22 protein-coding genes are annotated in these 24,690 nt (G+C 73.0%); 17 read left to right on the forward strand and 5 right to left on the reverse strand.

The genetic code is table 11. The features are described 5' to 3' along the window. Positions 1–21: 21 nt before the first annotated feature. Together ACZ6Y1_RS22110 and ACZ6Y1_RS22115 are read left to right on the forward strand one after the other, a co-directional pair. Positions 22–1,122: a SchA/CurD-like domain-containing protein gene (locus ACZ6Y1_RS22110; RefSeq protein WP_469632255.1), complete on the forward strand. Its 1,101-nt coding sequence runs from the start codon at positions 22–24 to the stop codon at positions 1,120–1,122. A gap of 13 nt (positions 1,123–1,135) precedes the next feature. Further along, positions 1,136–1,393 carry an acyl carrier protein gene (locus ACZ6Y1_RS22115; protein WP_469632259.1) on the forward strand — a complete coding sequence of 86 codons (258 nt, stop codon included), beginning with the start codon at positions 1,136–1,138 and terminating at the stop codon, positions 1,391–1,393. 107 nt (positions 1,394–1,500) lie between these two features. Here the strand turns inward: ACZ6Y1_RS22115 and ACZ6Y1_RS22120 are convergent, their stop codons facing one another. After that, on the reverse strand, positions 1,501–2,565 hold the full coding sequence (locus ACZ6Y1_RS22120; RefSeq protein ID WP_469632262.1) for a methyltransferase: 1,065 nt from the start codon (positions 2,563–2,565) through the stop codon (positions 1,501–1,503). A gap of 34 nt (positions 2,566–2,599) precedes the next feature. Continuing rightward, the gene (locus tag ACZ6Y1_RS22125) at positions 2,600–3,679 is read right to left on the reverse strand and encodes a right-handed parallel beta-helix repeat-containing protein (protein ID WP_469632265.1); all 1,080 of its coding nucleotides are present in this window, start codon (positions 3,677–3,679) and stop codon (positions 2,600–2,602) included. A 290-nt stretch (positions 3,680–3,969) separates the two neighbouring features. On the opposite strand from ACZ6Y1_RS22125, the gene ACZ6Y1_RS22130 reads away from it, so the two are divergent. Together ACZ6Y1_RS22130 and ACZ6Y1_RS22135 are read left to right on the forward strand one after the other, a co-directional pair. Next, complete coding sequence (locus ACZ6Y1_RS22130) at positions 3,970–4,332, forward strand: hypothetical protein (RefSeq protein ID WP_469632268.1); 363 nt, start codon at positions 3,970–3,972, stop codon at positions 4,330–4,332. A gap of 149 nt (positions 4,333–4,481) precedes the next feature. Further along, a complete protein-coding gene (locus ACZ6Y1_RS22135; RefSeq protein WP_469632270.1) occupies positions 4,482–8,342 on the forward strand; it encodes an nSTAND1 domain-containing NTPase in 3,861 nt (1,286 codons plus the stop codon). Positions 8,343–8,395: 53 nt separating this feature from the next. Here ACZ6Y1_RS22135 and ACZ6Y1_RS22140 read toward each other — a convergent pair whose 3' ends face one another. Next, a complete protein-coding gene (locus ACZ6Y1_RS22140; RefSeq protein ID WP_469632273.1) occupies positions 8,396–8,965 on the reverse strand; it encodes a helix-turn-helix domain-containing protein in 570 nt (189 codons plus the stop codon). Positions 8,966–9,125: 160 nt separating this feature from the next. Here ACZ6Y1_RS22140 and ACZ6Y1_RS22145 point away from each other — a divergent pair, with 160 nt between their 5' ends. The 12 genes from ACZ6Y1_RS22145 (at position 9,126) to ACZ6Y1_RS22200 (ending at position 21,477) form a co-directional block, all read left to right on the forward strand. Then, positions 9,126–9,905, forward strand: coding sequence for an ABC transporter permease (locus ACZ6Y1_RS22145; RefSeq protein WP_469632276.1), 780 nt, complete (start codon positions 9,126–9,128; stop codon positions 9,903–9,905). Further along, positions 9,902–10,618 carry an ABC transporter ATP-binding protein gene (locus ACZ6Y1_RS22150; protein ID WP_469632279.1) on the forward strand — a complete coding sequence of 239 codons (717 nt, stop codon included), beginning with the start codon at positions 9,902–9,904 and terminating at the stop codon, positions 10,616–10,618. Before ACZ6Y1_RS22145 ends, ACZ6Y1_RS22150 begins: the two co-directional genes overlap by 4 nt. A 28-nt stretch (positions 10,619–10,646) precedes the next feature. Continuing rightward, entirely contained in the window at positions 10,647–11,648 is a 1,002-nt protein-coding gene (locus ACZ6Y1_RS22155) for an ABC transporter substrate-binding protein (RefSeq protein WP_469632283.1), read from the forward strand. Between the two features lie 103 nt (positions 11,649–11,751). Then, on the forward strand, positions 11,752–12,861 hold the full coding sequence (locus tag ACZ6Y1_RS22160; protein WP_469632286.1) for an aryl-sulfate sulfotransferase: 1,110 nt from the start codon (positions 11,752–11,754) through the stop codon (positions 12,859–12,861). A gap of 217 nt (positions 12,862–13,078) precedes the next feature. Further along, positions 13,079–14,044 carry an amino acid ABC transporter permease gene (locus ACZ6Y1_RS22165; protein WP_469632289.1) on the forward strand — a complete coding sequence of 322 codons (966 nt, stop codon included), beginning with the start codon at positions 13,079–13,081 and terminating at the stop codon, positions 14,042–14,044. Then, positions 14,041–14,823, forward strand: coding sequence for an amino acid ABC transporter ATP-binding protein (locus tag ACZ6Y1_RS22170; protein ID WP_469632292.1), 783 nt, complete (start codon positions 14,041–14,043; stop codon positions 14,821–14,823). Before ACZ6Y1_RS22165 ends, ACZ6Y1_RS22170 begins: the two co-directional genes overlap by 4 nt. Before the next feature lie 40 nt (positions 14,824–14,863). Further along, complete coding sequence (locus ACZ6Y1_RS22175) at positions 14,864–15,880, forward strand: transporter substrate-binding domain-containing protein (RefSeq protein WP_469632294.1); 1,017 nt, start codon at positions 14,864–14,866, stop codon at positions 15,878–15,880. Then, entirely contained in the window at positions 15,877–16,608 is a 732-nt protein-coding gene (locus tag ACZ6Y1_RS22180) for a GNAT family N-acetyltransferase (protein WP_469632297.1), read from the forward strand. The genes ACZ6Y1_RS22175 and ACZ6Y1_RS22180 overlap by 4 nt, the downstream gene beginning before the upstream one ends. A gap of 114 nt (positions 16,609–16,722) precedes the next feature. Next, the gene (locus ACZ6Y1_RS22185; RefSeq protein ID WP_469632301.1) at positions 16,723–17,868 is read left to right on the forward strand and encodes an LLM class flavin-dependent oxidoreductase; all 1,146 of its coding nucleotides are present in this window, start codon (positions 16,723–16,725) and stop codon (positions 17,866–17,868) included. Positions 17,869–17,905: 37 nt separating this feature from the next. Beyond that, a complete protein-coding gene (locus ACZ6Y1_RS22190) occupies positions 17,906–19,294 on the forward strand; it encodes an NtaA/DmoA family FMN-dependent monooxygenase (protein WP_469632304.1) in 1,389 nt (462 codons plus the stop codon). Then, positions 19,291–20,337, forward strand: a complete 1,047-nt coding sequence (locus ACZ6Y1_RS22195; protein WP_469632307.1) for an LLM class flavin-dependent oxidoreductase — start codon at positions 19,291–19,293, stop codon at positions 20,335–20,337. The genes ACZ6Y1_RS22190 and ACZ6Y1_RS22195 overlap by 4 nt, the downstream gene beginning before the upstream one ends. 9 nt (positions 20,338–20,346) lie before the next feature. Further along, positions 20,347–21,477, forward strand: coding sequence for an LLM class flavin-dependent oxidoreductase (locus tag ACZ6Y1_RS22200; RefSeq protein ID WP_469632310.1), 1,131 nt, complete (start codon positions 20,347–20,349; stop codon positions 21,475–21,477). Between the two features lie 84 nt (positions 21,478–21,561). On the opposite strand, the gene ACZ6Y1_RS22205 is transcribed toward ACZ6Y1_RS22200, so the two are convergent. Further along, positions 21,562–23,130, reverse strand: coding sequence for a hypothetical protein (locus ACZ6Y1_RS22205; protein ID WP_469632313.1), 1,569 nt, complete (start codon positions 23,128–23,130; stop codon positions 21,562–21,564). Positions 23,131–23,272: 142 nt separating this feature from the next. Continuing rightward, positions 23,273–23,467 (reverse strand): hypothetical protein, encoded by a 195-nt coding sequence (locus tag ACZ6Y1_RS22210; protein ID WP_469632316.1) that lies wholly within the window; start codon positions 23,465–23,467, stop codon positions 23,273–23,275. A 222-nt stretch (positions 23,468–23,689) separates the two neighbouring features. Between ACZ6Y1_RS22210 and ACZ6Y1_RS22215 the strand changes: the two genes are divergently transcribed. Next, entirely contained in the window at positions 23,690–24,637 is a 948-nt protein-coding gene (locus ACZ6Y1_RS22215; protein ID WP_469632318.1) for a fibronectin type III domain-containing protein, read from the forward strand. Positions 24,638–24,690 lie beyond the last annotated feature (53 nt).

Consider the following 24,690-nt stretch of genomic DNA (forward strand, 5'->3'; position numbering starts at 1 on the left):
CGTCCCGAAGGAGTGTGAAAGATGACAACCTTGTCGGAACGGATATCCCAGTCCGCCTTCGACGGCTCGAGACTTCGGGTCGTGCTGCTGCTGGATCTGTACGACGGCGCTCAGAACCGCTTCCTGGAGGTGTACGAGCATCTGCGCAAGCAGGTGTCCTCCGTGCCCGGCCACATCAGCGACGAACTGTGCCAGTCGATCGAGAACCCTTCGCAGTGGCTGATCACCAGCGAATGGGAGAGCGCACCGCGCTTCCTCGCCTGGGTCAACAGCGAGGACCACGTCGCGTCCGTGCAGCCGCTCCACGCCTGCGTACGGGACACCCGCTCGCTGCGGTTCAGCGTCATGCACGGGGCCGGCGAGGAGTCCGCGCCGCTGGTCTCCCCCGCGCCTCGGCGCGGGGACGGGGTGGTGCGCCACGCGCTCACCTTCACCGTGAAACCGGGCAGCGAGGCCGTGGTCGCCGAGCTCCTGTCCTCGTACGTCTCCCCGCAGGCCCGGGTCGACGAGAGCACCCGGCTGCGCCGCACCTCCCTCTTCATGCACGGCAACCGGGTCGTGCGGGCGATCGAGGTGGAGGGCGACCTCCAGGCGGCGCTGAGCCATGTGGCCCGGCAGCCCGAGGTGCGGGCACTGGAGGAGGCCATCAATCCCCACCTGGAGCTGGACCGCGACCTCGCCGACCCGGGATCGGCCCGGACGTTCTTCACCCGGGCGGCCCTGCCGGCCGTGCACCACGTGGCGGCGGCGCGGCCCGAGAGCGAGGGCCTCGGGCGGCACGCGCTCTTCTATCCCGCTAAGGACGGGTGCGGCACCGCCCTCGCCCGGCTGCTCGCCCGCCAGGACGAGCTGGCCGTGGACGATCCGACGAGCCCCGTCGAGGCCAGCACCGTCTTCCAGCGGGACGACGTCGTCGTCCGGCTCGTGGACGTGCGCGGGCCGCTCGACGCCCGGCCCGCCCTGGCGCTCGGCGTGGAGGGCGACCACAAGGCGGCCGTCCTCGCCCGGCTGCTCGACAGTGCCAAGGACGGGGTTCCCATCACCGACCAGGAGATCTCGCGCTTCCTCGCGCGCTCCGAAATGCGCCTGATCACCGACCGGCGTTCGCCGGCGCGAGCCTGAGGAGTTGTCCGTCATGACCGATCGACTGACCATCGAAGAACTGGCCGCCCTGATGAAGAAGGGTGCCGGCGTCACGGTCGACGCCCGCGAGATGGCGAGCCGCCCCGACTCGGGGTTCGACGAGTGGGGCCTGGACTCCCTGGGCCTGCTGGGCATCGTCGGCGAACTGGAGAACCGGCACGGCCAGCCGCTGCCGCCCGAGGCGGAACGGTGCAAGTCGCCGCAGGAGTTCCTGGACCTCGTCAACGGTGCCCTGATGACGGGCACCTGAGCGGGTTGCGGGCAGGACGTGCCTGCGGAACGCCCCCGGGACCGGCGCAGGGCCGGTCCCGGGGGCGTTCCGCACGCGTGCCGTGCGGTGCCGCCGTACGGCCGGGGTCATCCGGGCACGGTGGACTCGAACGCGTGCAGGTAGGCGTTGACCGGGCGGACCGAGGTGACCACCAGGCCGGCGTCCGCCATCCGGGTGCGCATGCTCTCCTCGGTGTGCTTCGCCCCGCCGACGTTGAGCAGCAGGAGCAGGTCCATGGCCGTGGTGAACTTCATCGACGGGGTGTCGTCGACGAGGTTCTCGATGACGACGACCCGGGCTCCCGGGCGGGCCGCCGCGATCACGTTCCGCAGGGTCCTGCGGGTGCTCTCGTCGTCCCACTCCAGGATGTTCTTGATGATGTAGAGGTCGGCCTCGACCGGGACGGCCTCGCGGCAGTCCCCGGCGACGATCTCGGCGCGCGCCGCCAGCGGGCCGCCGTCCCGGAGCCGGGGATCGGCCTTGGCCGCCACGCCGGGCAGGTCGAGCAGGGCTCCCCGTACGTCCGGGTGCTTCTCCAGCAGGCTCGCCAGCACGTGGCCCTGACCGCCGCCGATGTCGGCGACCGTCCGGACCCCGGTGAGGTCGAGGAGTTCCGCGACGTCCAGCGCCGACTGCCTGCTGGAGGTGGTCATGGCCCGGTTGAAGACGTGGGCCGACTCGTGGGCGTCCTCGTGGAGGTAGTCGAAGAACCCCTTGCCGAAAAGGTCCTGGAAGACGCTGCCGCCGGTGCGCACGGCGTCGTCGAGGCGCGGCCAGGCCTGCCAGGTCCAGGGCTCGGTGCACCACAGGGAGATGGAGCGCAGGCTGTGGGGATCGTCCTCGCGCAGCAGCCGGGACATGTCGGTGTGGACGTAGGTGCCCTGCTCGGTCTCCGCGAAGATCCCGTAGCAGGACAGGGCCCGCAGCAGCCTGCGCAGCGGGCGGGGCTCGCACCCGACGGCCGTCGCGAGTTCCTCGGCGGTGGCGGGCGCGTCGCCGAGGGCGTCGGCGACTCCGAGACGGGCCGCCGCCCGGACGGCCGCGGCGCAGGCCGCGCCGAAGACGAGCTCGCGCAGCCGCATGCCGGGCTGGGGGGTGTGGGGCTGGGCGGGGGGCGAGAGAGGGGTCGGCTTCGGGCTCACCGTGGTCATGGGGCCTCGTCTCTCGTGGTGGCGGTCGGCACGGTCAGCACATCCCGGCGGGCTGGGACGTCCGGCAGCGGTTGCCGGTGAACTTGTTGCCGGTTCCGGTGCCCTGGTTGGCGAGGTCGGCGGGCATGTTGCCGCGTACCACGTTGTCCTTGATGACGTTGTCGTTGTTCTTGGCGCCCACGAAGCTCTTGAAGAGCAGGATCCCGCCCGACAGCGGCGAGGAGCCGACGTTGTCGCGGACGGAGTTCGAGCGGATGACGGTGTCCTCGGCGCCGGTGAGGACGATGCCGACGCCCTGGATGTCGGGGAGGCGGGTGTTGCCCTTGCAGAACTTGTTGTTCGCGTGGATGCGGTTGCCGCGGATGGTCATGTCCCCCGCGCCGGGGATGCCCTCGTCGCCGACGACGAACACGCCGCCGCAGTTCCCGGTGGCGTTGTTGTCGTTGACGGTGAGGTTGCGTACCCGCCTGACCGTCACTCCGATCCGGTTGCCGGTCAGGGTGTTGTCCCGGACGACGGCTCCGAGCGTGTCGGTGGCCCCGCCCTCCCGGTCGACGGTGTTGGCGATGAAGATGCCGGACTCCGCGTTGTCCCGGGCGGTGTTGCCGCGGAACAGCCCGCGTGTGGAACGCTCCTGGGCGATGCCCCAGGTGCCGTTCTTCTCGGAGATCACCTGCTCGACGGCGAGCCGGTCGGTGCGGGAGGCCCAGATGCCGTTCCGCTTGAAGCCGGAGACGGTCAGGGAGCGGATGTTCACCCGGTCGACGTCCTTCTCCGCCGTTCCCATGACGCAGATGCCGGTGTCGGCCTGTGAGCAGGCGGCGCCGGCCGCGCGGGCGGGCGGCGCCGCGGCGGTGGCCGCCGGTGGCTTGATCACGGTCTGGCGCCCCCACCCGCGCAGGGTGAGCCGCTTGGTGATCAGTACGTTCTCCCGGTAGGTGCCGGGCAGCACGGTGATGCTGTCCCCCGGCTTCGCGGCGTCCACGGCCGCCTGGATCGATTCTCCCGGATGCACCATGTGTCCGGCCGCGGCGGCGGGTGGCGCGGCGACGCCCAGACCTGCGGCCACGACGACTGTGATGCATGCGAGGCATGTGAGTTGTCGGTTCGTCACGTTGCCGAAGCTAGGGGCGATCACGGCGGCCCGCCACACCGGGTGAGCGGATGGATACATCCCGTCGGCAAACGGCTTCATTTCGGGGTCCACCGGCGTGGCGGCCTTCCCCTGTTGACCACGCCTCGGGAACCGGGCAGGTCGGCGGGGGTTTCCCCGCTCCCGCCGGGGACGGGCAACGGGAAACCCGTCGACCCCGGGCCGGCGGCGGGCACACGCTGAAGGGGTCCGCACGAGGCGGGACCCGTAGCAGGACCGCACCGACACGCAGCACGACCCGAGGGGAAAACATGTACAAGCTGTTCCGCGGCGCCGCCGCGCTCGCGACCGCCACCGTCGCCGTCATCGCGCTCAGCGGCACGGTTCAGGCCAAGCCCGCCGACGCGTGGGCCGGGTGCCCCGACGGAGCGGTCTGCATCTATCCGCAGAACCAGAACCCGGCCGTCAAGCCCACGCACGTCTTCTACAGCTACGGAGCCCACAACCTGAACGGCCAGTACGGGAACCACTGGGTCCTCAACAACCAGTACGGCGGTGCGACCGCAAACCTGTGCACGGGCTACAACGGCGCGGGCTGCGGCAACCCCATCGCGGCCAAGACGGGTGTGTACGCCGACCTGACACCCATCAACTCGATCCGCCTCAACCCGTAGCACCGCACCGCCGCGGGAGCGTCCGGAGCCGTACCCGAAGCGGCTCCGGACGCTCCTGATCCGGTCACGCACGTGCGAAGACCCGGCTCACCGTCAGACCCCCGCTGTAGCCTGGGCAGTGCCGTCTCGCCGCCTCGGTACGCACCGCCATGGGGGATGTTGTGGGGGATCCGGACCACCGCCGGAAGACCGGTCACCAGCTCGATTCCGAGCCCGCCGAAGAGACCGGTCCGCCCTTTCCTGTCCGATTGCGGCGTCTGCGGGTGCAACGCGGGCTGTCGCTGGCCGATCTGGCCCGGCAGACGCACTACAGCAAGGGCTACCTGAGCAAGATCGAGACCGGCGCGAAGCGCCCGACCCCCGACGTCGCGCGCCGCTGCGACGAGGTACTGCGAGCGGAGGGGGAACTCCTGCGGATGGTGCGGGACGGCGAACCACCGACGGCGGCGGACCATCCCGCCGAGACCGGCGAGTGCCCCTACCGCGGCCTGCCGGCGTTCACCGCACGGGAGGCGGGCTGGTTCTTCGGCCGGGAGCGGGCCACCGCCGAGCTGGTCGAGCGGCTCTTCGAACGGACCGGCAGCGGTCCCCTGCTGCTGGTCGCCCCGTCCGGCGCCGGCAAGTCGTCCCTGCTGAACGCCGGTCTCGTGCCGGCCCTGCGGCGCCCGGGCGGCTTCCCGATGGCGGGCGCCGACTCATGGCCGGTGGTGCGGCTCACCCCCACGGCGCACCCCCTGGACGAGCTGCTGGACCGTACCGCCAAGGTGCTCGGCAGCGATCCGGGCCTCACCGCGGAGCGGCTGGCGGCCGAGCCGGCGGCCCTGCTCGAAGCCGTCAGCCGGCTGCACGGCGGCTCCCCCGCGGACCGGCGGGACCGGCCGGTTCCGCCGCCGCGGCCGGTGCTGATCGTCGATCAGTTCGAGGAGCTGTTCACCCTCTGCTCCGAGGAAGCGGAGCGGCGCGCGTTCGTCCGGGTGCTGCGGGCCCTGGCCGCGGCCCGTCCGGCGGAGGGCGGGCCCGACCCGGCCGTCGTGGTGCTCGGCGTACGGGCCGACTTCTCGGGGAAGTGCCTGGACCTCCCGGAGCTGGCACCGGTCTTCGCGGAGGGCCTGTTCGTGCTGCCGCCCATGTCCGTGGCGGAGCTGCGGGAGTCGGTCGCGCGCCCGGCCGAGCGTGCCGGGCTCTCCCTCGAACCGGGTCTCGTCCCGCTGCTGCTGCGCGACGCCGGGCTGCGGGGCGATCCGCCGGACCGGATCCCCTCGGGTGCGCTGCCGCTGGTCTCCCACGCGCTGATGGCCACCTGGCGCCAGCGGGAGGGGGACACGCTGACCGTCGCCGGGTACGAGCGGACCGGCGGGATCCGCGGCGCGGTCGCGCGGACCGCCGAGGACGTCTTCGCCCGGCTCTACCCGGCCGAGCAGCGGACCGTACGGCGGATGCTGGTGCGGCTCGTGCACGTGGTCGACGGCGCCGACGGGGCGGGGGTGACGCGGCGCCGGGTGAGCCGGAGCGAGCTCATGGCGGCGCAGCCGGCCGGTCCCGACCGCGCGGCGGCCGCGCTGGACAGTTTCGTGCGCGCCCGCCTGATCACCATGGACAGCGACACCGTGGAGATCACGCACGAGGCCCTGCTGGAGGCCTGGCCCCGGCTGCGGGGCTGGATCCGGGCCGACCGGGCGGGGCTGCTGATCCACCAGCAGCTGGCCCTCGCCGCCACCGAGTGGGAACGGGAGGGTCGCGATCCGTCGGCCCTGCACCGCGGTGCCCGGCTGGAGAACGCCCGCGCCTGGGCAGACGAGCTCGACGGCAGCGGCCGCCTCGGCCCGCTGGAGGAGGCCTTCCTGCGGGCCAGTCAGGACGCCGAGGAGGCCCGGCAGCGGCAGGCCGGACGTCAGGTGCGGCTGCGGCAGCGGATGCTGGCGACGCTGGTGGTCCTGCTGGTCCTCGCCGTGGGCGCGGGCGGGCTGGCCTACCAGCAACGGGCGGGCGCCCTCGGCCAGGAGCGCGTGGCCCGGTCGCGGGCGCTGGCCCTGCAGTCCGCGGCGCTCGCGGCCGGGCAGCCCGAGGCCTCGATGCGGCTCGCCGGGGAGGCCTACCGCGCAGCGCCGACCAGCGAGGCCCGGGGCGCCCTGCTGAGCACCCAGTCGCAGCCGTTCATCGCCCGGCTCGGCGGGCACGCCGGGCCGGTCAACGCGGTGGCGTTCGCGCCGGACGGCAAGACCCTGGCCTCGGCCGGGGCCGACGGCACGGTACGGCTGCGGGAGACGGCCGGGCACCGGACCCTGGCCTCCTTCGCCCTTGCGGGGCGGGTCCGCGCGGTGGCGTTCAGCCCCGACGGCCGCACCCTCGCGGCCACTTCCACGGACGGCCCGGCCCGGTTGTGGGACATCGCCGGGCGCCGTACCGCGGCGGTGTTCCCGGCGGACACCTCAGGCGCCCGGACCGTCGCCTTCGCCCCGGACGGCCGGAGCCTGGCGGTCGCGGGCCAGGACGGGACGATCCGGCTGTGGGACGCGACGTACGACTCGGCGGAGGGCGCCGACCGCGGTGCGGCGGGCGGCACGGCCGCGGGCCCGGCCGGGGAACGCCGCGCCGTCGCCTCGCTGGAGGGGCACACCGGCCGGGTCAACGCCCTCGCCTTCGCCCCGGACGGCCGGACGCTCGTCTCGGCCGGCGCGGACCGGACCGTACGGCTGTGGGATCCGGTGGAGGCCCGCCCGCTCGCCGTCCTCGCCGGGCACACCGACGAGGTGCTGGGAGTGGCCTTCGCCCCGGACGGACGTACGGTCGCCAGCGGGGGCGTCGACCGGACCGTACGGCTGTGGGACGTGGCGGGCCGCCGCACCACCGCGACGCTGACCGGCAACAGCGACGACGTCAACGGGGTCGCGTACACCCCGGACGGGACGACGGTGGTCAGCGCGGGCGGCGACGGGGCGACCCGGCTCTGGGACGTGGACAGCGGCCGGCTGGCGGCGACCTTCTCCGGGCACACCGACTACGTCCTCGGGGTGGCCGTGGACCGGGCCGGTGCGGTGCTGGCCACCGCCGGGTTCGACCAGTCGGTGGTGCTGTGGGACCTGCGCGGCGCGGTGCTGGCGTCGCGCCCCTTCTCGGAGGTCTGGCACGCGGCCTACAGCCCCGACGGGAAGCTGCTGGCCACGGCGGAGGGGGACCACGCGGTCCGGCTCTGGGACGTACCGGGCCGCACCGTGCTGGCGGCCTTCGAGGGGCACGGCGAGACGGTGTTCTCTGTGGCCTTCTCCCCCGACGGCCGCACGCTCGCCTCGGCCGGGTCCGACGGCACGATCCGGCTGTGGGACGTGGCCGCGCGCCGCTCCTCGGCCGTGCTCCCGGGCCGGGCGGGGACGGTGTTCTCGGTGGCCTTCTCCCCCGACGGACGCACCCTGGCCTCCGCCGGCTCCGACGGTGCCGTCCGACTGTGGGACGTCGTGGGGCGCACCGAGTCGGCCGTCCTCACCGGTCATACGGACTTCGCCAACGACCTGGCGTTCAGCCCCGACGGACGCGTTCTGGCGAGCGCCGGCGACGATCTGACGGTGCGCCTGTGGGACGTGGCCGGGCACCGTGCGCTCGCCACGCTCGCCGGTCATACGGGTGCGGTGCGCGGGGTGGCCTTCAGCCCTGACGGGGCCACTCTGGCCAGCAGCGGCAACGACGGGACCGTCCGGCTCTGGGACGCCCGGCGCCACCGCTTCGAGGCCGCGCTGACCGGCCACACCGGCTCGGCCCGCGGGATCGCGTTCTCCCCCGACGGCCGCACCCTCGCCAGCAGCGGCAACGACCGTACGGTGCGGTTGTGGGACGTGGCCGGGCGCCGGCCGGTGGCCGCGCTGTCGGGGCACACGAACGCGGTCTGGGGCGTGGTGTTCTCCCCGGACGGGCGGACGGTGGCCTCCAGCAGTACCGACGGCACGGTCCGGCTGTGGGACCCGGACGTCGGGGCGCGGCTGGCGGCCGTCGCCCGGATCCTCCGTGCCGGGGACTGAGCGCGGCGGCCGTACGGGGCGGACCGGGCCGGCGGTGAAGGGGCGTGCCGGGCCTACGCGTTGGCGATGACCAGCAGGGTGCGGGCGGCCTCCGGGCCCGACAGGCGGCAGCGGTGCGGGACTTCGCCGCGGTGGTGGGCGCTCTGGCCGGCGCGCAGGGTGAGCGGCTCCTCGCCCTCGACCTCCAGGACGATCTCCCCCGCCAGGACGTAGAGGAAGTCCTCGCCGGGGTGCTCGAACCAGCCGCGCTCGCCCTGGCCGGGCTCGAAGTGGTGCTCGTACGCCTCCATCAGGGCGCTGCGCCCGCCGGGGATGAGCACCTGGGCGATCTGTCCCGCGGCCTCGTTGACCCGGATCACCTGCGGGTCCGCCTCGTGGCTGACCGCGCCGGGGCGGCCGGGGGGCCGCAGGAAGGTGCCGGGGGTGACGTCGAGGGCCTCGGCGATCCGGTAGATGGAGCTGAGGCTGGGCGTGGCGAGCCCGCGTTCCAGCTGGCTGAGGAAGGGCTGCGAGAGACCCGACCGGGTGGCGAGCACGGCCATGGAGACGCCGCGTTGCTTGCGACAGCCGCGGATCACCTGTCCGACCTCGATGGCTTCGGGCGTGGGTTCGGGGCGAGACACGCTGGTGAACGTACCTCATGGCGGATCCCGGGCCGGGCGGCCCCGGAAGGTTTCGCACTGCCGCAACACGCCCTTCATAACTCTCGTCAATTATTGACCTCACTTATCCCCGCTTCGAGCACCCCCGCCTCGGGCGACCGAACGACCCAGGAGCCGCCCCGTGTCCGCCACCACCTCACCGCCCGGCCGGGCCCTCGGCCGGCTCGGCCCGGCCCTGGGCGCGGCCGGTGCCGTACTCGCCCTCTGGTACCTGCTCGCCGGATCCGGGGCGGTGGCTCCCGGGCTGCTGCCCACGCCCGGGCAGACCCTCGCCGCACTGGCGGACAGCGCGTCCAGCGGCACCCTGGCCACGGATCTCGGTGCCAGCCTGACCCGGGCGGGACAGGGCTTCGCCCTGGGCGCGGCCGTCGGCAGCGCGCTCGGTTTCGCCACCGGCAGCCTGCCCTGGCTGTCCGCCGCCGTGTCCCCGGTGGTCTCCTTCCTCCGCCCGATCCCGGCGATCGCGCTGGTACCGCTGGCCACCGCCTGGTTCGGCATCGGCGAGAGCGCCAAGCGCCTGCTCATCGCGTACGCCGTCCTGCTGGCGGTGTGGCTGTACGTGCACGACGGGGTGTCCCGGGTGCCCGTCTCCCACCTGCGGGCGGCCCGGTCGCTCGGGGCGCCGCTGCACCGGCGGATCACCGAGGTCCTGCTGCCCGCCGCGGCCCCGGCCCTGCTCGCGGCGCTGCGCTACGGGGCGTCGGTGGCGCTCCTCGCGCTGGTGGCCGCCGAACTGGGCGGCGCGGACAGCGGACTGGCGTACCGGCTCCAGGTGGACGGCCAGTTCCTGCGGGTGGACCGGATGTTCGCGGGCCTGCTCGTCCTCGGACTGCTCGGGGTGGCCGTCGACCTCGTCCTGGCGGCGGCGGGCCGCCGGTTCGCGCACTGGAGCGAGTCATGAGCCTCGGTGTACGCCTCGAGGGGCTGTCGGTCGGCTACGGCGCGGCCCCGGTCCTGGAGCGGACCGACCTGGAGTTCCCCGCGGGCTCGTTCACGGCCCTGCTGGGCCCCAGCGGCTGCGGCAAGTCCACCGTGCTGAACACGGTGGCCGGGTTCGTACGGCCCGCCGCCGGGCGGGTGACGGCCGGCTCGGCGCCGGTGCTCGGGCCGGGCCCGGAGCGGGGCGTGGTCTTCCAGCACTACGCGCTCTTCCCCTGGCGCACGGCCCGCGGCAACGTCGAGTTCGCCCTCAAGCGGCTCGGCCTGCCCCGCGCGGAGCGCCGGCGGCGGGCGCTGGAGGCGCTGGCCGGGGTGGGGCTCGCGGACGGCGCGGAGAAGTACCCGGCCGAGCTGTCGGGCGGGATGCGCCAGCGCGTGGCGCTGGCCCGCGCGCTGGCGGCCGAGCCGGAAGTCCTGCTGATGGACGAGCCGTTCGGGGCGCTCGACGCCCTGACCCGGACGCGGATGCAGGAGCTGCTGCGGGAGCTGTGGCAGCGGACCGGCACCACCGTCCTCTTCGTCACCCACGACATCGACGAGGCGCTCGCCCTCGCGCAGCGGGTGATCGTCCTCGGCGGCTCCCCCGGCCGCGTGCTCGCCGACCACCCCGTGCCTGCCGGGCCGCCCGACCCCGACCTGCGCTCCCTGATCGCCCGCCATCTCGGCTCCGAATGACCCTCTCGTCCACGGAAGGACACCCCTCGTGCTCAGACCCCGCGCGGTGGCCGCAGTACTCCTGACGGCCCTGCTCAGCACCTTCGCCACCGCCTGCTCCGGCTCCCCGTCCGCCGAGGCGGGCGACGGCGGCCGCCCGGCCGTCTCCATCGCGGCGAGCGACCACCTCGGCGGCGCCCCCGTCTACGTGGCCCAGGAGCGTGCGCTCTGGTCCGCCGAGGGCGTCGACGCCACCGTCAGCACCCACCCGACCGGCCGCGACGCGCTCAACGCCGTGCTCGGCGGCCAGGCGCAGCTCGGCGTCGTCGGCGACCTGCCCGCCGTGACCGCCGCGCTGGGCGGGCGCGAACTGCGGATCGTCGCCGACCTGTCCCGGTTCTCCGACTGGCGGCTGCTGACCCGGGCCGACCGGGGGATCACCGGTTTCGCCGCCCTGAAGGGCCGCAAGGTCGGCGTCCCGCAGGGCACGAACGTCGAGTACGCGCTGTCGCGGATGCTGGGCTCGGCGCAGCTGACGGCCGCCGACGTGACGGTGGTCAACCTCGCCCCGAACCAGGTCCCTTCCGCGCTGGCCCGCGGTGACATCGACGCCGGGGTCACCTTCCCCGGCTTCTACGACGCCACCCGCACCGCCCTGGGTGCCGGCTACGCCGAACTCCCCTTCACCGGGTACACCGCCCGGACCCTCCTGGTCGCCGGACCCAAGGCCGACAAGGAGGCCACCGCCGCGGTGCTTCGGGTGGTGCTGGCCGCGCAGCGTGACATCGCCGCGGACCCCGCGGGCGCCCGCAAGGCCGTGGTCACCCAGTCCAAGGGCACCCTCCAGGCCGGATACGTCGATGCCTTCCAGCCCCGCTACACCTACGGCGCCGCCCTCTCGCCCGAGCTGCTCGCGCAGCTGGAGGAGGAGGCCGGCTGGGCGAAGGCCGCCCAGGGCCTGCCGGGCGCCGCAGACCGCGCGTCACTGCAGCGGTACCTGGACCCCGCCGCCCTGACGGCCGCCGACGCGTCGGCCGTCACCGTCCACTGACGTCCCCCGGGCCGGCGTCTCCGGGCCGGCATCCCCGTCCCGGCGAACCCGTCCCGGCATCCCTGTCCCGATCCCCGTCCCCAAACCCTTCGAGGAGTTCTCCATGACCGTCGACCAGAACACCCTGCGCCGCCGCGGCGTCGGCCTCATCGCCCACGACCCCGAGCGCAGCTACGGCGGCTACACCCTCTACACCCCGATCACCAGCGCCGGCGAGATCCACCTCGTCGACATCGAGGGCCGCACCGCCCACACCTGGAACTCCCCGCACCCGCCCGGCCGCCAGGCACAGCTCCTCCCCAACGGGAACCTCTTCTACGCGGCCAAGGACACCAGCGGCCCGGTCCTCTTCCCCATCTGGGAGGTCTACCACGGCGGCATCTTCCAGGAACTGGCCCCGGACTCCACCGTCGTGCGCGAGGTCCGCCACCCCTTCCACCACCACGACGCCTCGGTCCTGCGCAACGGCAACCTCCTCATCGGCGCCGTGGAACCCCTCGACCCCGCCGACGCGGCCCGGATCCGGGGCGGCATCCCGGGCTCCGAGGCGCCGGGCGGGGTGATCTACGGGGACGTGGTGTACGAACTGACCTGGGACGGCGAGATCGTGTGGCGCTGGGCCGCCATCGAACACCTCGACCCCGCGGAGGTGCCGCTCGACCGGCACTTCGACCGCAACCACTGGCCGATGGCCAACACCGTCAACGAGAGCGCGGACGGTTCCATCGTGGTGGGCTTCCGCAGCGCCTCCACCGCCGTGTCGATCGACCGTGCCGACGGGTCCGTCCAGTGGCGGTTCGGCCCCGACGTGCTCGCCCAGCAGCACCACCCGCACGAGCTGCCCGGCGGCAACATCCTGGTCTTCGACAACGGCAGCTACCGCGACACCACCTCCGTGCCGTACTCGCGGGTGCTGGAGCTCGACCCGCGCACGGGCAAGGAGGTGTGGTCGTACGAGGACAACCCGCCGCAGAACTTCTACAGCCCGTACATGTCCAGCGCGCAGCGCCTGCCGAACGGCAACACCTTCATCGCCGAGGGCTCCTTCGGCCGGCTCTTCGAGGTGACCCCGGACCGGGAGGTGGTCTGGGAGTTCGTGGTCCCGCAGTTCCGGTCCTTCGGCGACGGCGTGGGCCTGGAGTCCTCGGCGGGCGCCCAGAACTCCGTCTTCCGCGCCTACCGGTACAGCGCGGAGCAGCTTCCCTGGCTGTGAACGGAAGCCCTGTTTTATTTCACCGAAGGGCGTTCTGTGTACGGCGGATGAAATGGCCGTGCGTTCAACAGGGCATCGATATCGAGGACGTTGACAGCCTTTCAGCGGGCTGCCTAGCTTACGCCGCAGACAAGGACATCAGCGGCCCGTTTCAGTCCGGCACGACGGCTGCTTTTCGAGAATTCGCCTTGCAGAAGCCGAAAACGCTGGAGCGTCCGTGACCGAATCGCTCGCCCTCGCAGCACCCACCGGCCGGTCCGGGGATCCCCCCGGGCCGGCCGAGCGGGTCCTCCCGATCCGCCGCCCCGGGCGGTGGATCGCCACCGCCGTGGTACTGGTGCTCGTCGCCCAGGCCGTACACGGGCTGCTCACCAACCCCTTCTACCAGTGGGACCGGTTCGCCTACTGGTTCGCGCGGCCCGTCGTCCTCGACGGGCTGCTCATCACCCTCCAGGTGACCGCGTACAGCGCGGTCCTGGGACTGATCGGCGGGATACTCCTCGCCCTGGCCAGGCTCTCGCCCAATCCGGTGCTGCGTTCCGTGAGCTGGACGTACGTCTGGCTGTTCCGGTCCGTGCCGCTGATCGTGGTGCTGCTCTTCCTCTACAACTTCAGTGCGCTCTACCCGAAGCTGAGCATCGGGGTGCCCTTCGGCCCCGCCTTCCTCACCTTCGACGAGTCCCGTCTCGCCACCGACATGGTCCTGGCAGTGGTGGGGCTGAGCCTGGCCGAAGCGGCCTACGCGGCCGAGGTGGTACGGGCCGGCCTGCTCTCCGTCGACCACGGCCAGCACGAGGCGGCGGCCGCGCTGGGTCTGCCCAAGCGGTACCAGTTCGCGCGGATCGTCTTCCCGCAGGCACTGCGCGCGATCGTCCCCGCGTACGTGAACCTGCTGCTGGGCCTGGTCAAGGCCACCTCGCTGGTCTTCTACGTGTCCCTGCTCGACCTCTTCGGCACCGTGCAGAGCCTGGGCAGCACCTACTCCGGCGACGTGGTGCCGCTCCTGCTGGTGGCCACCGCCTGGTACGTGCTCCTCACCAGCCTCATCTCAGTCGTCCAGTTCTACGTGGAGCGGTACTACGCGCGCGGCGCCCTGCGCGCCCTGCCGCCCACCCCCGTGCAGCGGGCCCGGGCGGCCCTGCGCGGTCTGCGGGTCCGGTTCCGGAAGGAGACGGCACGATGACCGAGGTCACCGCCGCGCGGCCCGCCGCGATCGAGGTGCACGACGTGCACAAGTGGTTCGGCGGCCGCCGCGTCCTGAACGGGGTGAACCTGACCGTCCGGCCGGGCACGGTCACCGCGGTCCTGGGGCGCTCCGGGTCCGGCAAGTCCACGCTCCTGCGGGTCGTCAACCACCTGGAGAAGCCCGAGGCCGGGTACGTCAGCGTGGGCGGCGAGCTCATCGGCGTACAGCGCCACGGTGAGCGGCTGAAGGAGCTCGCCGAGCGGGAGATCCTCGCCCAGCGCGGCCGGATCGGCTTCGTCTTCCAGAACTTCAACCTCTTTCCGCACCTGACCGTCCTGGACAACGTCGCCGCGGCCCCTGTGGCCACCGGCAGACTCCCCCGGGCCGAGGCCGAGTCGCTGGGGCGCGAGCTGTTGGAGCGGGTCGGGCTCGGGGACCGGACCGGCGCCTACCCCCGGCAGCTCTCCGGCGGCCAGCAGCAGCGGGTGGCCATCGCCCGCGCCCTCGCCCTGCGGCCCGGGGTCATCCTCTTCGACGAACCCACCTCGGCGCTCGACCCCGAGCTCGTCGGCGAGGTGCTCTCCGTCATCAGGGACCTGGCCACCGGCGGCACCACGCTGCTGATCGTCACGCACGAGATCGGCTTCGCCCGCGAGGTCGCCGACGAGGTGGTCTTCCTCGACGAGGGCCGCATCGTCGAACAGGGTCCGGCCGAGCAGGTGCTCGGACGCCCGGCCCATCCCCGTACCCGCGAGTTCCTCGGCAAGGTCCTCTGATTCCGCATTTCCGCCCCGCCCACTCCCCTGAAGGAACGCGATGCACCGCCAGTCCTCCCTGCCCACCCGACTCGTACGCGGTCTCGGCGCCGCGACCGCCACCGTCGCCCTCGCCTCCGGGCTCACCGCCTGCGGCGGCGAGGCCGAGGCCCGCGGACCGGCCTCCGACGTGGTCACCGTCGGCGGGGTTTCCAACGGCGCCGCCCAGCAGGCCGAACTGTCCGTCCCGGTCGTCGAGTCGCTGCGCGCCCGGCTTCCGGCCTCCGTCCGCGAACGCGGCGAGCTGGTGATCGGGGTCGGCGCGCTGCCCGCGGGCTTCCCGCCGCTGGCGTACGTCGGCACCGACCAGCAGACACTGACCGGGGCGGAGCCCGACCTCGGCCGGCTGGTGGCGGCCACGCTCGGGCTCAAGCCGGTGCTGAAGAACTCCACTTGGGAGAACCTCTTCGTCGGCATCGACAGCAACAAGGTCGACGTCGCCTTCAGCAACGTCACGGTGACCGAGGAACGCAAGAAGAAGTACGAGTTCGCCTCGTACCGCAAGGACAACCTGGGCTTCGAGGCGCTGAAGGACAGCACCTGGAACTTCGGCGGGGACTTCCGCAACCTGGCCGGCCGGAACGTCGCGGTCGCCAAGGGCACCAACCAGGAGAAGATCCTGCTGGAGTGGCAGACGAAGCTCCAGGCCGAGGGCAAGGACTTCAACGTCAAGTACTTCCCGGACGTCAACAGCACCTTCCTGGCCCTCAGCGGCAAGAAGATCGACATCAACTTCGCCCCGAACCCGGCCATCGCCTACCACATCACCCAGGCGGCGGGCACCAGCACTCCCACGCGCAACGCCGGCTCCTACTCCGGCGCCGGCGAGTCGCTCCAGGGCCTGATCGCGGCGACCGCCAAGAAGGACAGCGGGCTGGCCGAACCGGTCGCGGCGGCGGTCAACCACCTGATCGAAAACGGCCAGTACAGCAAGCTGCTGGCCGCCTGGAACCTCTCCGACGAGGCCGTCACGGCCGCCGAGGTCAACCCGCCCGGCCTGCCGCTGACCAACTCATGAGCACGGGCACGCGGACGCCGGTCTCCCCGCACGTGCTCGACAACCCGGCCTGGGCATCGCTCTCCGGTGCGCACGCCGCCCTCGCCGAGCACCCGCCGGGCGGCGGCCGTGCCGCCCGGTACCCCGCCGACGTGGCGCCCTTCGCCGCCCTCGCGGACCCGGACGACCCGCGTTCCTGGGCCGCCCTGCACGCCCTGGTCGGCGACGGCGGGACCGCCGGGCTGTCCGGGGTCCTGACACCGCCCGAAGGCTGGGAGACGGTCGCCGCGGTCCCGGGCGTCCAGCTGGTCGACACCTCGCTGCGCGCCGAACCCGCCCCCGAGGCGGTCCGGCTGGGCCCCGCCGACGTACCGGAGGCCCTCGCGCTGATCGAGCTGACGCAGCCCGGTCCGTTCCGAGCCCGTACCGTCGAGCTGGGCACGTACCTCGGCATCCGCGACCGGGGCAGGCTCGTCGCGATGGCCGGGGAGCGGCTGCGGCCGCCCGGGTGGACCGAGATCAGCGCGGTGTGCACCCATCCCGACCACCGGGGCCGGGGGCTGGCGACACGGCTGGTGCGCGCGGTGGCGGCCGGCATCCGCGAGCGCGGAGAGGTCCCCTTCCTGCACACCGCAGCGAGTAACACCGACGCCGTCCGGCTCTACGAGTCGATCGGGTTCACCCTGCGCCACCGGCCCTTCTTCATGGCGGTCCGGGCGCCGGGAAACACCGCCGCCACATCCTCTTAACGCCGTCAAATTCTTTTCATACCGGGGCCATTGAACGGGCCGGGGAACGCGCTCTAGCGTTTTCGAAAGGATCTCCCGAGGCCTCCTTTCACGGCCGGTCCGTTTCCGTTCCCCATGCCGATCAGAAAGGCTCGATCCGACGTGTCCACACTGCATCTCGCCGTCGCCCTCGACGGCGCGGGCCGGCACCCCGCCGCCTGGCGGGAACCGGGCGCCCGGCCCGGGGAGCTGTTCACCGCCCGGTACTGGGCCGACGTCACCGCCGAGGCCGAGGCCGGACTGCTGGACTTCGTCACCTTCGACGACGGCCTCGCCCTCCAGTCCGCGTCCCCGTCGGAGCCCGACGGGCGTACCGACCAGGTGCGGGGGCGTCTCGACGCGGTGCTCACCGCCGCCCGGATCGCCCCCCTGACCCGGCACATCGGCCTGGTCCCGGGAGTGACGGCCACCCACACCGAGCCGTTCCACATCTCCAAGGCCGTCGCGACGCTCGACCACGTCAGCCGCGGCCGCGCCGGTCTCGGCGTCCAGGTGAGCGGACTGGCGCACGAGGGACACCACTTCGGGCGCCGGGCCTTCCCGGTGGCCGAGGCCGAGCTGTACGGGGAAGCCGCGGACCACGTCGAGGTGGTCCGGCGGCTGTGGGACAGCTGGGAGGACGACGCGGAGATCCGTGACGTGGCCACGGGCCGCTTCGTGGACCGCCGCAAGCTGCACTACATCGACTTCGAGGGCCCGCACTTCACCGTGCGGGGCCCCTCGATCACCCCGCGCCCGCCGCAGGGACAGCCCGTGGTCGCCGCGGCGTCCGGGGTCCTCGACGGCTCGGCCGACCTCGTGTACGTCAGTGCGGGCGACGCCGACGGGGCCCGCACCGGCGTGTCCCGGATCGCTGGCGCCCCGCCGCACGTCTTCGGCGACCTCACGGTGTTCCTGGACGCGGACGGCCCGGCCGCCGCGGGCCGCCGGGCCCGCCTGGACGCGCTCGACCCCACCCCGTACGCCGACGGCACGGCGGCCTTCACCGGCACCCCTGCGCAGCTCGCGGACCTGCTCCAGGAGTGGCGGTCGGCGGGCCTGACCGGGTTCCGGCTGCGGCCCGGCGTGATCGCCCACGACCTGCCCGCCATCACCCGGTCCCTGGTGCCCGAGCTCCAGCGGCGGGGGGTCTTCCGCCGTGCGTACGAGGCGGACACCCTGCGGGGCCTGCTGGGGCTGGAGCGCCCCGCCAGCCGCTACGCCCGCCCGCCCGCCGCCTGACCTCCGCGACCGACCGACCGACCGGAAAGGACGATCCATGAGCACCAAGCCGCTCAAGCGGATCCATCTCGCCGCCCACTTCCCGGGCGTCAACAACACCACCGTGTGGAGCGACCCGGCGGCCGGCAGCCACATCGACTTCGACTCGTTCGTCCATTTCGCGCGGACCGCCGAGCGCGCCAAGTTCGACTTCCTCTTCCTCGCCGAAGGGCTGCGCCTGCGCGAACAGGGCGGCGAGATCTACGACCTGGACGTCGTCGGCCGGCCCGACACCTTCACGGTGCTCGCCGCGCTGGCGGCGGTCACCGAGCGGCTCGGCCTGACCGGCACCATCAACTCCACCTTCAACGAACCGTACGAGGTGGCCCGCCAGTTCGCCTCGCTCGACCACCTCTCCGAGGGCCGGTCCGCCTGGAACGTCGTCACCTCCTGGGACGCCTTCACCGGGGAGAACTTCCGCCGCGGCGGCTTCCTGCCCCGCGAGGACCGCTACTCGCGCGCCCGGGAGTTCCTGGCCACGGCCACCGAGCTCTTCGATTCCTGGGACGGCACCGAGATCGTCGCCGATGCCGGGTCGGGCACCTTCCTGCGCGACGCCCGGGCCGGGGCCTTCCGCCACCAGGGGCGGCACTTCGACATCGAGGGCCGGTTCAACGTCCCGCGCAGCCCGCAGGGGCGTCCTGTGATCTTCCAGGCGGGCGATTCCGACGAGGGCCGTGAGTTCGCCGCCTCCGGTGCCGACGCGATCTTCGGCCGGTACGGGACCCTCGACGAGGGCCGGGCGTTCTACGCGGACGTCAAGGGACGCCTGGCCAAGTACGGACGCACGCACGACCAGTTGAAGATCCTGCCCGCGGCCACCTTCGTCCTGGGCGACACCGACGCCGAGGCGCAGGAACTCGCCCACGAAGTGCGCCGGCTCCAGGTCAGCGGACAGACCGCGATCAAGTACCTGGAACACGTCTGGAACCGGGACCTGTCGGCCTACGACCCCGACGGCCCGCTGCCCGAGGTCGATCCAGAGCCCGGGGAGAACACCGTGGCCCTGGGGCGGGCGAGCGTACGCCAGTTCTCCGACCCGCTCGCGACGGCGCGGCAGTGGCGCGAGCTCGCCGCGGCCAAGAACCTGTCCATCCGTGAGCTCGTCATCGCGACCACCTCCCGGCAGACCTTCGTCGGCTCGGCCGCCACGGTCGCCGACCGGATCGACACCCTGGTGCAGGCGGACGCGGCCGACGGCTTCATCCTGGTCCCGCACATCACCCCGGGCGGACTGGACGTGTTCGCCGACACCGTGGTCCCGCTGCTCCAGGAGCGCGGTGTCTTCCGCACCGACTACGAGGGGACCACGTTGCGCGACCACCTCGGCCTCGCCGTGCCGGAGCCGGTCGCCGGCCGGGCCGCGGGCCGGGCCACCGACTCGTGAAGTTCCTCGCCATCACCCTGATCACGGATTCCGCCGATCCGGTGACCGGCTCCCCCACCCCGACCCGCGAACGGTTCCGCGAGGTCGTCGACGCCGCCGTGTTCGCGGAGCAGCTCGGGTTCGACGGGTTCGGTGTGGGCGAGCGTCACGAGCGGCCGTTCCTGTCGTCCTCGCCGCCCGTGGTCCTGGCGCACATCGCGGCGCTGACCCGCCGGATCCGGCTGTTCACCGCCGTCACCACACTGAGTCTGCTCGATCCGGTCCGGGCGTACGAGGACTACGCGACGCTCGACCACCTCAGCGACGGGCGCCTGGAGCTGATGATCGGCAAGGGCAACGGAACGGCCCAGCGCGAGCTGTTCCAGGTGACCCCCGAGGACCAGTGGGAGCGCAACTCCGAGAGCTACGAGCTGTTCCGGCGGCTGTGGCGCGAGGACGAGGTGACGGCCCGGCCGCGCTTCCGTCCGGAGCTGACGGCGGCGGAGGTGCTGCCGCGGCCGTTCCAGCGGGAGTTGCGCGTCTGGCACGGCAGCGCGACGAGCCGGGAGTCCGTCGACCTGGCGGCGCGCTACGGCGATCCGCTGTTCTCGGCGAACGTCACCCACCCGATCGGCCCGTACGCCGAGCTGATCCGGCACTACCGGGAGCGCTGGGAGCACTACGGCCACGATCCGGCGCGCGCGGTCGTGGGCGCGGGCACGGCCGGCTACCACGCGGCGCCCACCTCGCAGCGGGCGGTGGCGGCCTACCGGCCGGCCTTCGCCCGGTACCTGGCCTTCCACGAACGGCTGGGCGCGGCGCCCGTGTTCCCGACCCTGGAGGACTTCGTCGAGCGCAGCTCCGCGCTGATCGGCAGCCCGCAGCAGGTGATCGAGAAGGTCCACCGCTACCACGAGGAGTTCGGGCACACCGTTCTGCACCTGCAGGCCGAGCCCGGTGGCCTCGGCCACGCGGAGCACCGTGCCTCGCTCGAGCTCTTCCAGTCGCGGATCGCGCCGGTGCTCCGCCGCGAGATCCCCGACCCGCCCTTCTCCGACCTTTAAGGATCCGCCATGTCCGGCATCCCCCTCGGGGTCCTCGACCTCATCCCGGTCGCGTCCGGTTCCACCGCGGCCGAGGCCCTCCACCGCAGCATCGACCTGGCGCGGCAGGCGGAGCGCCTCGGCTACGCCCGCTACTGGTTCGCCGAGCACCACCTCAACCCGGGAGTCGCGGGGACCTCTCCGGCGGTGGTCCTCGCGCTGACCGCCTCGGCGACGAGCACCATCCGGATCGGCTCCGGAGCCGTGCAGCTGGGGCACCGCACCGCGCTGTCGACGGTCGAGGAGTTCGGCCTGATCGACGCGCTGCACCCGGGCCGGCTCGACCTGGGGCTGGGCCGGTCGGCGGGCAGGGCCCGGGCGGCCGCCGGCGGGCCCTCACCGGTGCCCGCCACCCGGGTCGTGGACGGGTACACGGACAACGGGCTGCGCATCCCGGACCGGTTCTCCTTCGCGCACCTGCTCGGCCATCCGCGCTTCCTGCTCCAGCAGAAGCTGCTGAACCTGCCCGGCGCCCAGCCGCAGGAGTACGCCGAGCAGGTCGGCGACGTGCTGGCACTGCTGCGCGGCGAGTACCGCTCGCCGGAGGGCGTGGAGGCGCACGCCGTCCCCGGCGAGGGCGCCGACGTGCAGGTCTGGATCCTGGGCAGCAGCGGCGGGGTGAGTGCGGAGACGGCGGGGAGCAACGGCTTGCGGTTCGCGGCGAACTACCACGTCAGTCCCGCCTCGGTGCTGGAGGCCGCCGACGGCTACCGGGCGGCGTTCAAGCCGTCGGCCGGGCTGGACCGGCCGTACCTGACGGTCTCCGCCGACGTGGTCGTCGCCGAGGACGACGCGACCGCCCGGGAGCTGGCCACCGGGTACGCGCCCTGGGTGCGCAGCATCCGCAGCGGCGAGGGCGCCATCCCGTTCCCCACCCCGGCGCAGGCGCGCGCCCTGCCGTGGACCGACGCGGACCGGGCGCTGGTGGCCGACCGGGTGGAGACGCAGTTCGTGGGTTCCGCGCGGACGGTGGCCGATCACCTGGAGCGGCTCCAGGAGGCCACCGGTGCCGACGAGCTGCTGATCACCACCATCACGCACGACCACGCGGACCGGGTCCGCTCGTACCGGCTGCTGGCCGAGGAGTGGGCGCGCCGCTGACGCTCCGCCCCGCCCCGCCCGGAAGCGGAGCGGACCGGCCGGCGCGGGTCGCGCGGCCGGCCGGCTCCGCCGTGCGGGACGGGGTCAGCCGCCGTCGCGGACGGCGACGATGCCGTTGAAGACGCCGACGTAGGCGGTGCCGTCGGGCCCGAGGGTGATCGGGGCCCAGTTGTTGTCGTACAGCGGGCCGGTCCCGGTCAGCCGGCTCCAGCGGCGCTCGCCGGTGCGGAAGTCGACCGCGGTGAGGTACCAGGCGTCGACACCCCAGAAGTTGGGCTGCTTCTCGTAGAAGTAGAGCAGTCCGTTGGCGGTGGAGAGCTTGGGGACGACGGAGGGAGCGCGGATCGCGCTCTCCCAGACCGTGTCGCAGCCGCTGCCGTCGGGGCGGACGTCGATGCGGCTGACGCCGCCGACGACGGACTTGCCCATGAGCAGCGTCGTCACGTTCTCGTAGCCGTAGTTGTTCTCGACGACGATGCTGTTGCCCCAGGTGATCAGGGAGTTGTCGGTGGTCGAGGCGCCGGAGCCGAAGACCGGCACCTTGCAGACCAGCCTGCGGTCCGCGGGGACGTCCACGCCCCGCTTGTACACGAGGACGTTCATCCGGTCGTCGGCGTTGTCGGTGATGGCGACGTAGCCGTTGCCGAAGAGGTCCGGGGTGGTGCCCGAACCCTGGTTCACGGAACCGGGCTTGGTGCCTGTGCCGCGGTCGTACGTCTGGCGCCACTGCACCTCCGGGGTGCCGTCGGCGGCGGCGCGGAAGCTGTAGAGCGCGTGATCGGAGACGATGGAGACGCCGTCCTCGGCCACGGAGAAGGAGTTCTGGATCTCCTCACCCGCCAGCCGGACGGAGCGGATCCGCGAGGTCGCCGGGTCCACGGTGCCGACGCGGCCCTGGCGGGTGACCCACCAGATGCGCCCGTCCCAGTCGGGCATCACGGAGGTGACGGGGTCGCAGGTGCCGCTGGGCCACAGGTTGGTCCAGCTGACGCAGTCGTGCGGTACCTGGGCGGTGAGGTCCCAGTCGTCGTCGACCGCGAACTTCCAGCTCCCGTCCGGGTTCTGGGAGTGGGACAGGCGCAGGATGTGCTGACGGGAGTCGGCCAGCACGGCCCGGTCCTGATCGTCCAGGTAGAAGTACGCCCCGCCGGAGGTGTCCTTGAAGATCTTCGAGAAGTCGAGCTGGGTGATCGCCTCGACCGTCGAGGAACGCTGCGGGAGGCGGTACTCCGCGAGCGTGGCCAGCGTACGCGGCTCCAGGAGCTTGACCTTGAAGCCCGAGAAGGTCCCGCACACGGTGACGAGCCGGCCCGCGGAGTCGAAGGTGGCGGTGGCGCATTCGCCGCCGAGGGCAGCGATGGCCTCGCTCTTGACCTGGAGGTTCTTGCCGAGCGGGCCCGACCAGGGCGAGGTGGCGCTGCCGCCGGCGTCGGAGTGCATGCCGGACCGGCCGTTGGGCGCGAGGAAGGGGTGCTGCGGGGGCGCGTCCCCGGGCAGCGGGGCCGCGGTGGCCGGGGCGCCCTCGTAGTTGCCGACCAGGCGGTGGCCGGGGGTCCTGGGTATCTCGTCCGCGCCGGCCGAGGTGATGCCGTTGACCGTCGCGAATACGGCGACCACCGGTATCACCGCGCAGTTCAGCGCTCTTCGGAACATTCGGTCTTCCTCCCCTTCTGCTCAGTTGTTGACAACGTGTCTGACATCGCGCCGCCGCCAGACGCTAGATCGCCGTGCCCGAGGAGTCCATGGACGTGCCGCGTGATTCACGAACACGCAACAGTCGATCGGCCTCACCGGGCTACGGCTTGAGGCTGCCGACCACGTTCGCGGTGGCGGACAGGCCGTCGTGGATGGTCGCGGCCATGCTGCTGCCGGCCAGATAGAAGCCGAGGAGCACGCAGACGAGTGCGTGCGAGAACTTGAGGCCGCCGCTGCGCAGGAAGATCCACGCGAGGACGATCAGCAGGACGACCACCGAGAGGGAAATCACCATCGAAACCTCCTTGCTCGGCGCCATGCTGGCGCAGCGAGGGGTCTCTCCGGGCGAACGAGGTGTCGGCCGAACGGGTGTTGACCGTCCGTGACGTCGGACGGTCCTTGACGCCGAGCCGGCACGGAGCCGGAGAAGGGCCGCTCCGGCATCTTGCCCGGCCCTCGATCCGCGTGCCATATATGTCTAGACCTTTCCGGCCGAAGGAAGCGGAGGACGGCACCCGTGCGACGCACCGCCCCCACCCTCGCCCTGTGCGCGGCCCTCGCGGGCGCGCCGGCCTGCACCGCGACCGACACCACACCCCCCTCCGCCCCCGCCGGGCTCACGGCCCAGGCCGGCAGCGCCACCAGCGTGCACGTCATGTGGGAGGCAGCGGCCGGGCGCGAGGGGGTGAGCGGCTACCAGGTCTTCGAGGACGGCCGCCTGGTGCGGGAACTCCCGGCCGACAGGACGATGGTGGACGTCACCGGCCTCAGCCCGGGGACCGGCTACACCTTCACCGTCCGGGCCCGGGACGCCGCCGGCAACCACTCCGAGCCGGGTCCGCCCGTACGCGTGACCACCCCGGCGGCCAAGGCCGAGGACCGGCGGCCCCCCACCGCCCCGGCGGCGGTCTCGGCCCGGGCGACGGGCCCCCGGGCGGCCCTGGTGTCCTGGACCCCGGCGAGCGACGACACGGGCGTGACCGCGTACGACGTCTACCAGGGCGGCGTGCGCATCCACACGGCGGGCCCGGCCGCGAGCGAGACCGCGCTGACCGGCCTCCAGCCCGACACCGCCTACACCTTCACGGTCCGCGCCCGGGATGGCGCCGACAACTCCTCGCCCGACGGCCCGGCCGCGGACGTGACGACCCCGCCCGCCGCGGGCACCGGCCCGGACACCGCGCCCGCCGGGTTCACCGCGACCGCGTCCCCCGGCACGGTCATGCTCGGCTGGACCGCGCCGGACACCGGCCGCGCGACCGGCGAGTACGAGCTGTACGTCAACGGGCGGCCCACCACCGTGATCCAGTTCGGCGCGGGCGCCGTTCCCGACGGCCGGGCGGAGTACCGGCTGACGGTGACCGAGCCGGCCGGAACGGTATGGACGGTCAAGCTTCGGGCCAGACTGCCGGACGGGAACTGGGGCGCCTTCTCCGCTGAGCGGAGCGTCACTCTCACGAGGTGAGTTTCGGCAACGATCTGGCCGGAACCGACTCTGTCGGATGAGAAGATCACGCA

The organism is Streptomyces sp. NPDC053432 (assembly GCF_055585365.1).

Excerpts from the sequence above, each read along its gene's own strand:
- ACZ6Y1_RS22160 (WP_469632286.1), top strand. The coding sequence starts at position 11,752 with ATGACCGTCGACCAGAACACCCTGCGCCGCCGCGGCGTCGGCCTCATC.
- ACZ6Y1_RS22170 (WP_469632292.1), top strand. The coding sequence starts at position 14,041 with ATGACCGAGGTCACCGCCGCGCGGCCCGCCGCGATCGAGGTGCACGAC.
- ACZ6Y1_RS22130 (WP_469632268.1), top strand. The coding sequence starts at position 3,970 with ATGTACAAGCTGTTCCGCGGCGCCGCCGCGCTCGCGACCGCCACCGTC.
- ACZ6Y1_RS22115 (WP_469632259.1), top strand. The coding sequence starts at position 1,136 with ATGACCGATCGACTGACCATCGAAGAACTGGCCGCCCTGATGAAGAAG.
- ACZ6Y1_RS22180 (WP_469632297.1), top strand. The coding sequence starts at position 15,877 with ATGAGCACGGGCACGCGGACGCCGGTCTCCCCGCACGTGCTCGACAAC.
- ACZ6Y1_RS22135 (WP_469632270.1), top strand. The coding sequence starts at position 4,482 with ATGGGGGATGTTGTGGGGGATCCGGACCACCGCCGGAAGACCGGTCAC.
- ACZ6Y1_RS22110 (WP_469632255.1), top strand. The coding sequence starts at position 22 with ATGACAACCTTGTCGGAACGGATATCCCAGTCCGCCTTCGACGGCTCG.
- ACZ6Y1_RS22185 (WP_469632301.1), top strand. The coding sequence starts at position 16,723 with ATGCCGATCAGAAAGGCTCGATCCGACGTGTCCACACTGCATCTCGCC.
- ACZ6Y1_RS22210 (WP_469632316.1), bottom strand. The coding sequence starts at position 23,467 with ATGGTGATTTCCCTCTCGGTGGTCGTCCTGCTGATCGTCCTCGCGTGG.
- ACZ6Y1_RS22205 (WP_469632313.1), bottom strand. The coding sequence starts at position 23,130 with ATGTTCCGAAGAGCGCTGAACTGCGCGGTGATACCGGTGGTCGCCGTA.
- ACZ6Y1_RS22200 (WP_469632310.1), top strand. The coding sequence starts at position 20,347 with ATGTCCGGCATCCCCCTCGGGGTCCTCGACCTCATCCCGGTCGCGTCC.
- ACZ6Y1_RS22175 (WP_469632294.1), top strand. The coding sequence starts at position 14,864 with ATGCACCGCCAGTCCTCCCTGCCCACCCGACTCGTACGCGGTCTCGGC.
- ACZ6Y1_RS22190 (WP_469632304.1), top strand. The coding sequence starts at position 17,906 with ATGAGCACCAAGCCGCTCAAGCGGATCCATCTCGCCGCCCACTTCCCG.
- ACZ6Y1_RS22150 (WP_469632279.1), top strand. The coding sequence starts at position 9,902 with ATGAGCCTCGGTGTACGCCTCGAGGGGCTGTCGGTCGGCTACGGCGCG.
- ACZ6Y1_RS22120 (WP_469632262.1), bottom strand. The coding sequence starts at position 2,565 with ATGACCACGGTGAGCCCGAAGCCGACCCCTCTCTCGCCCCCCGCCCAG.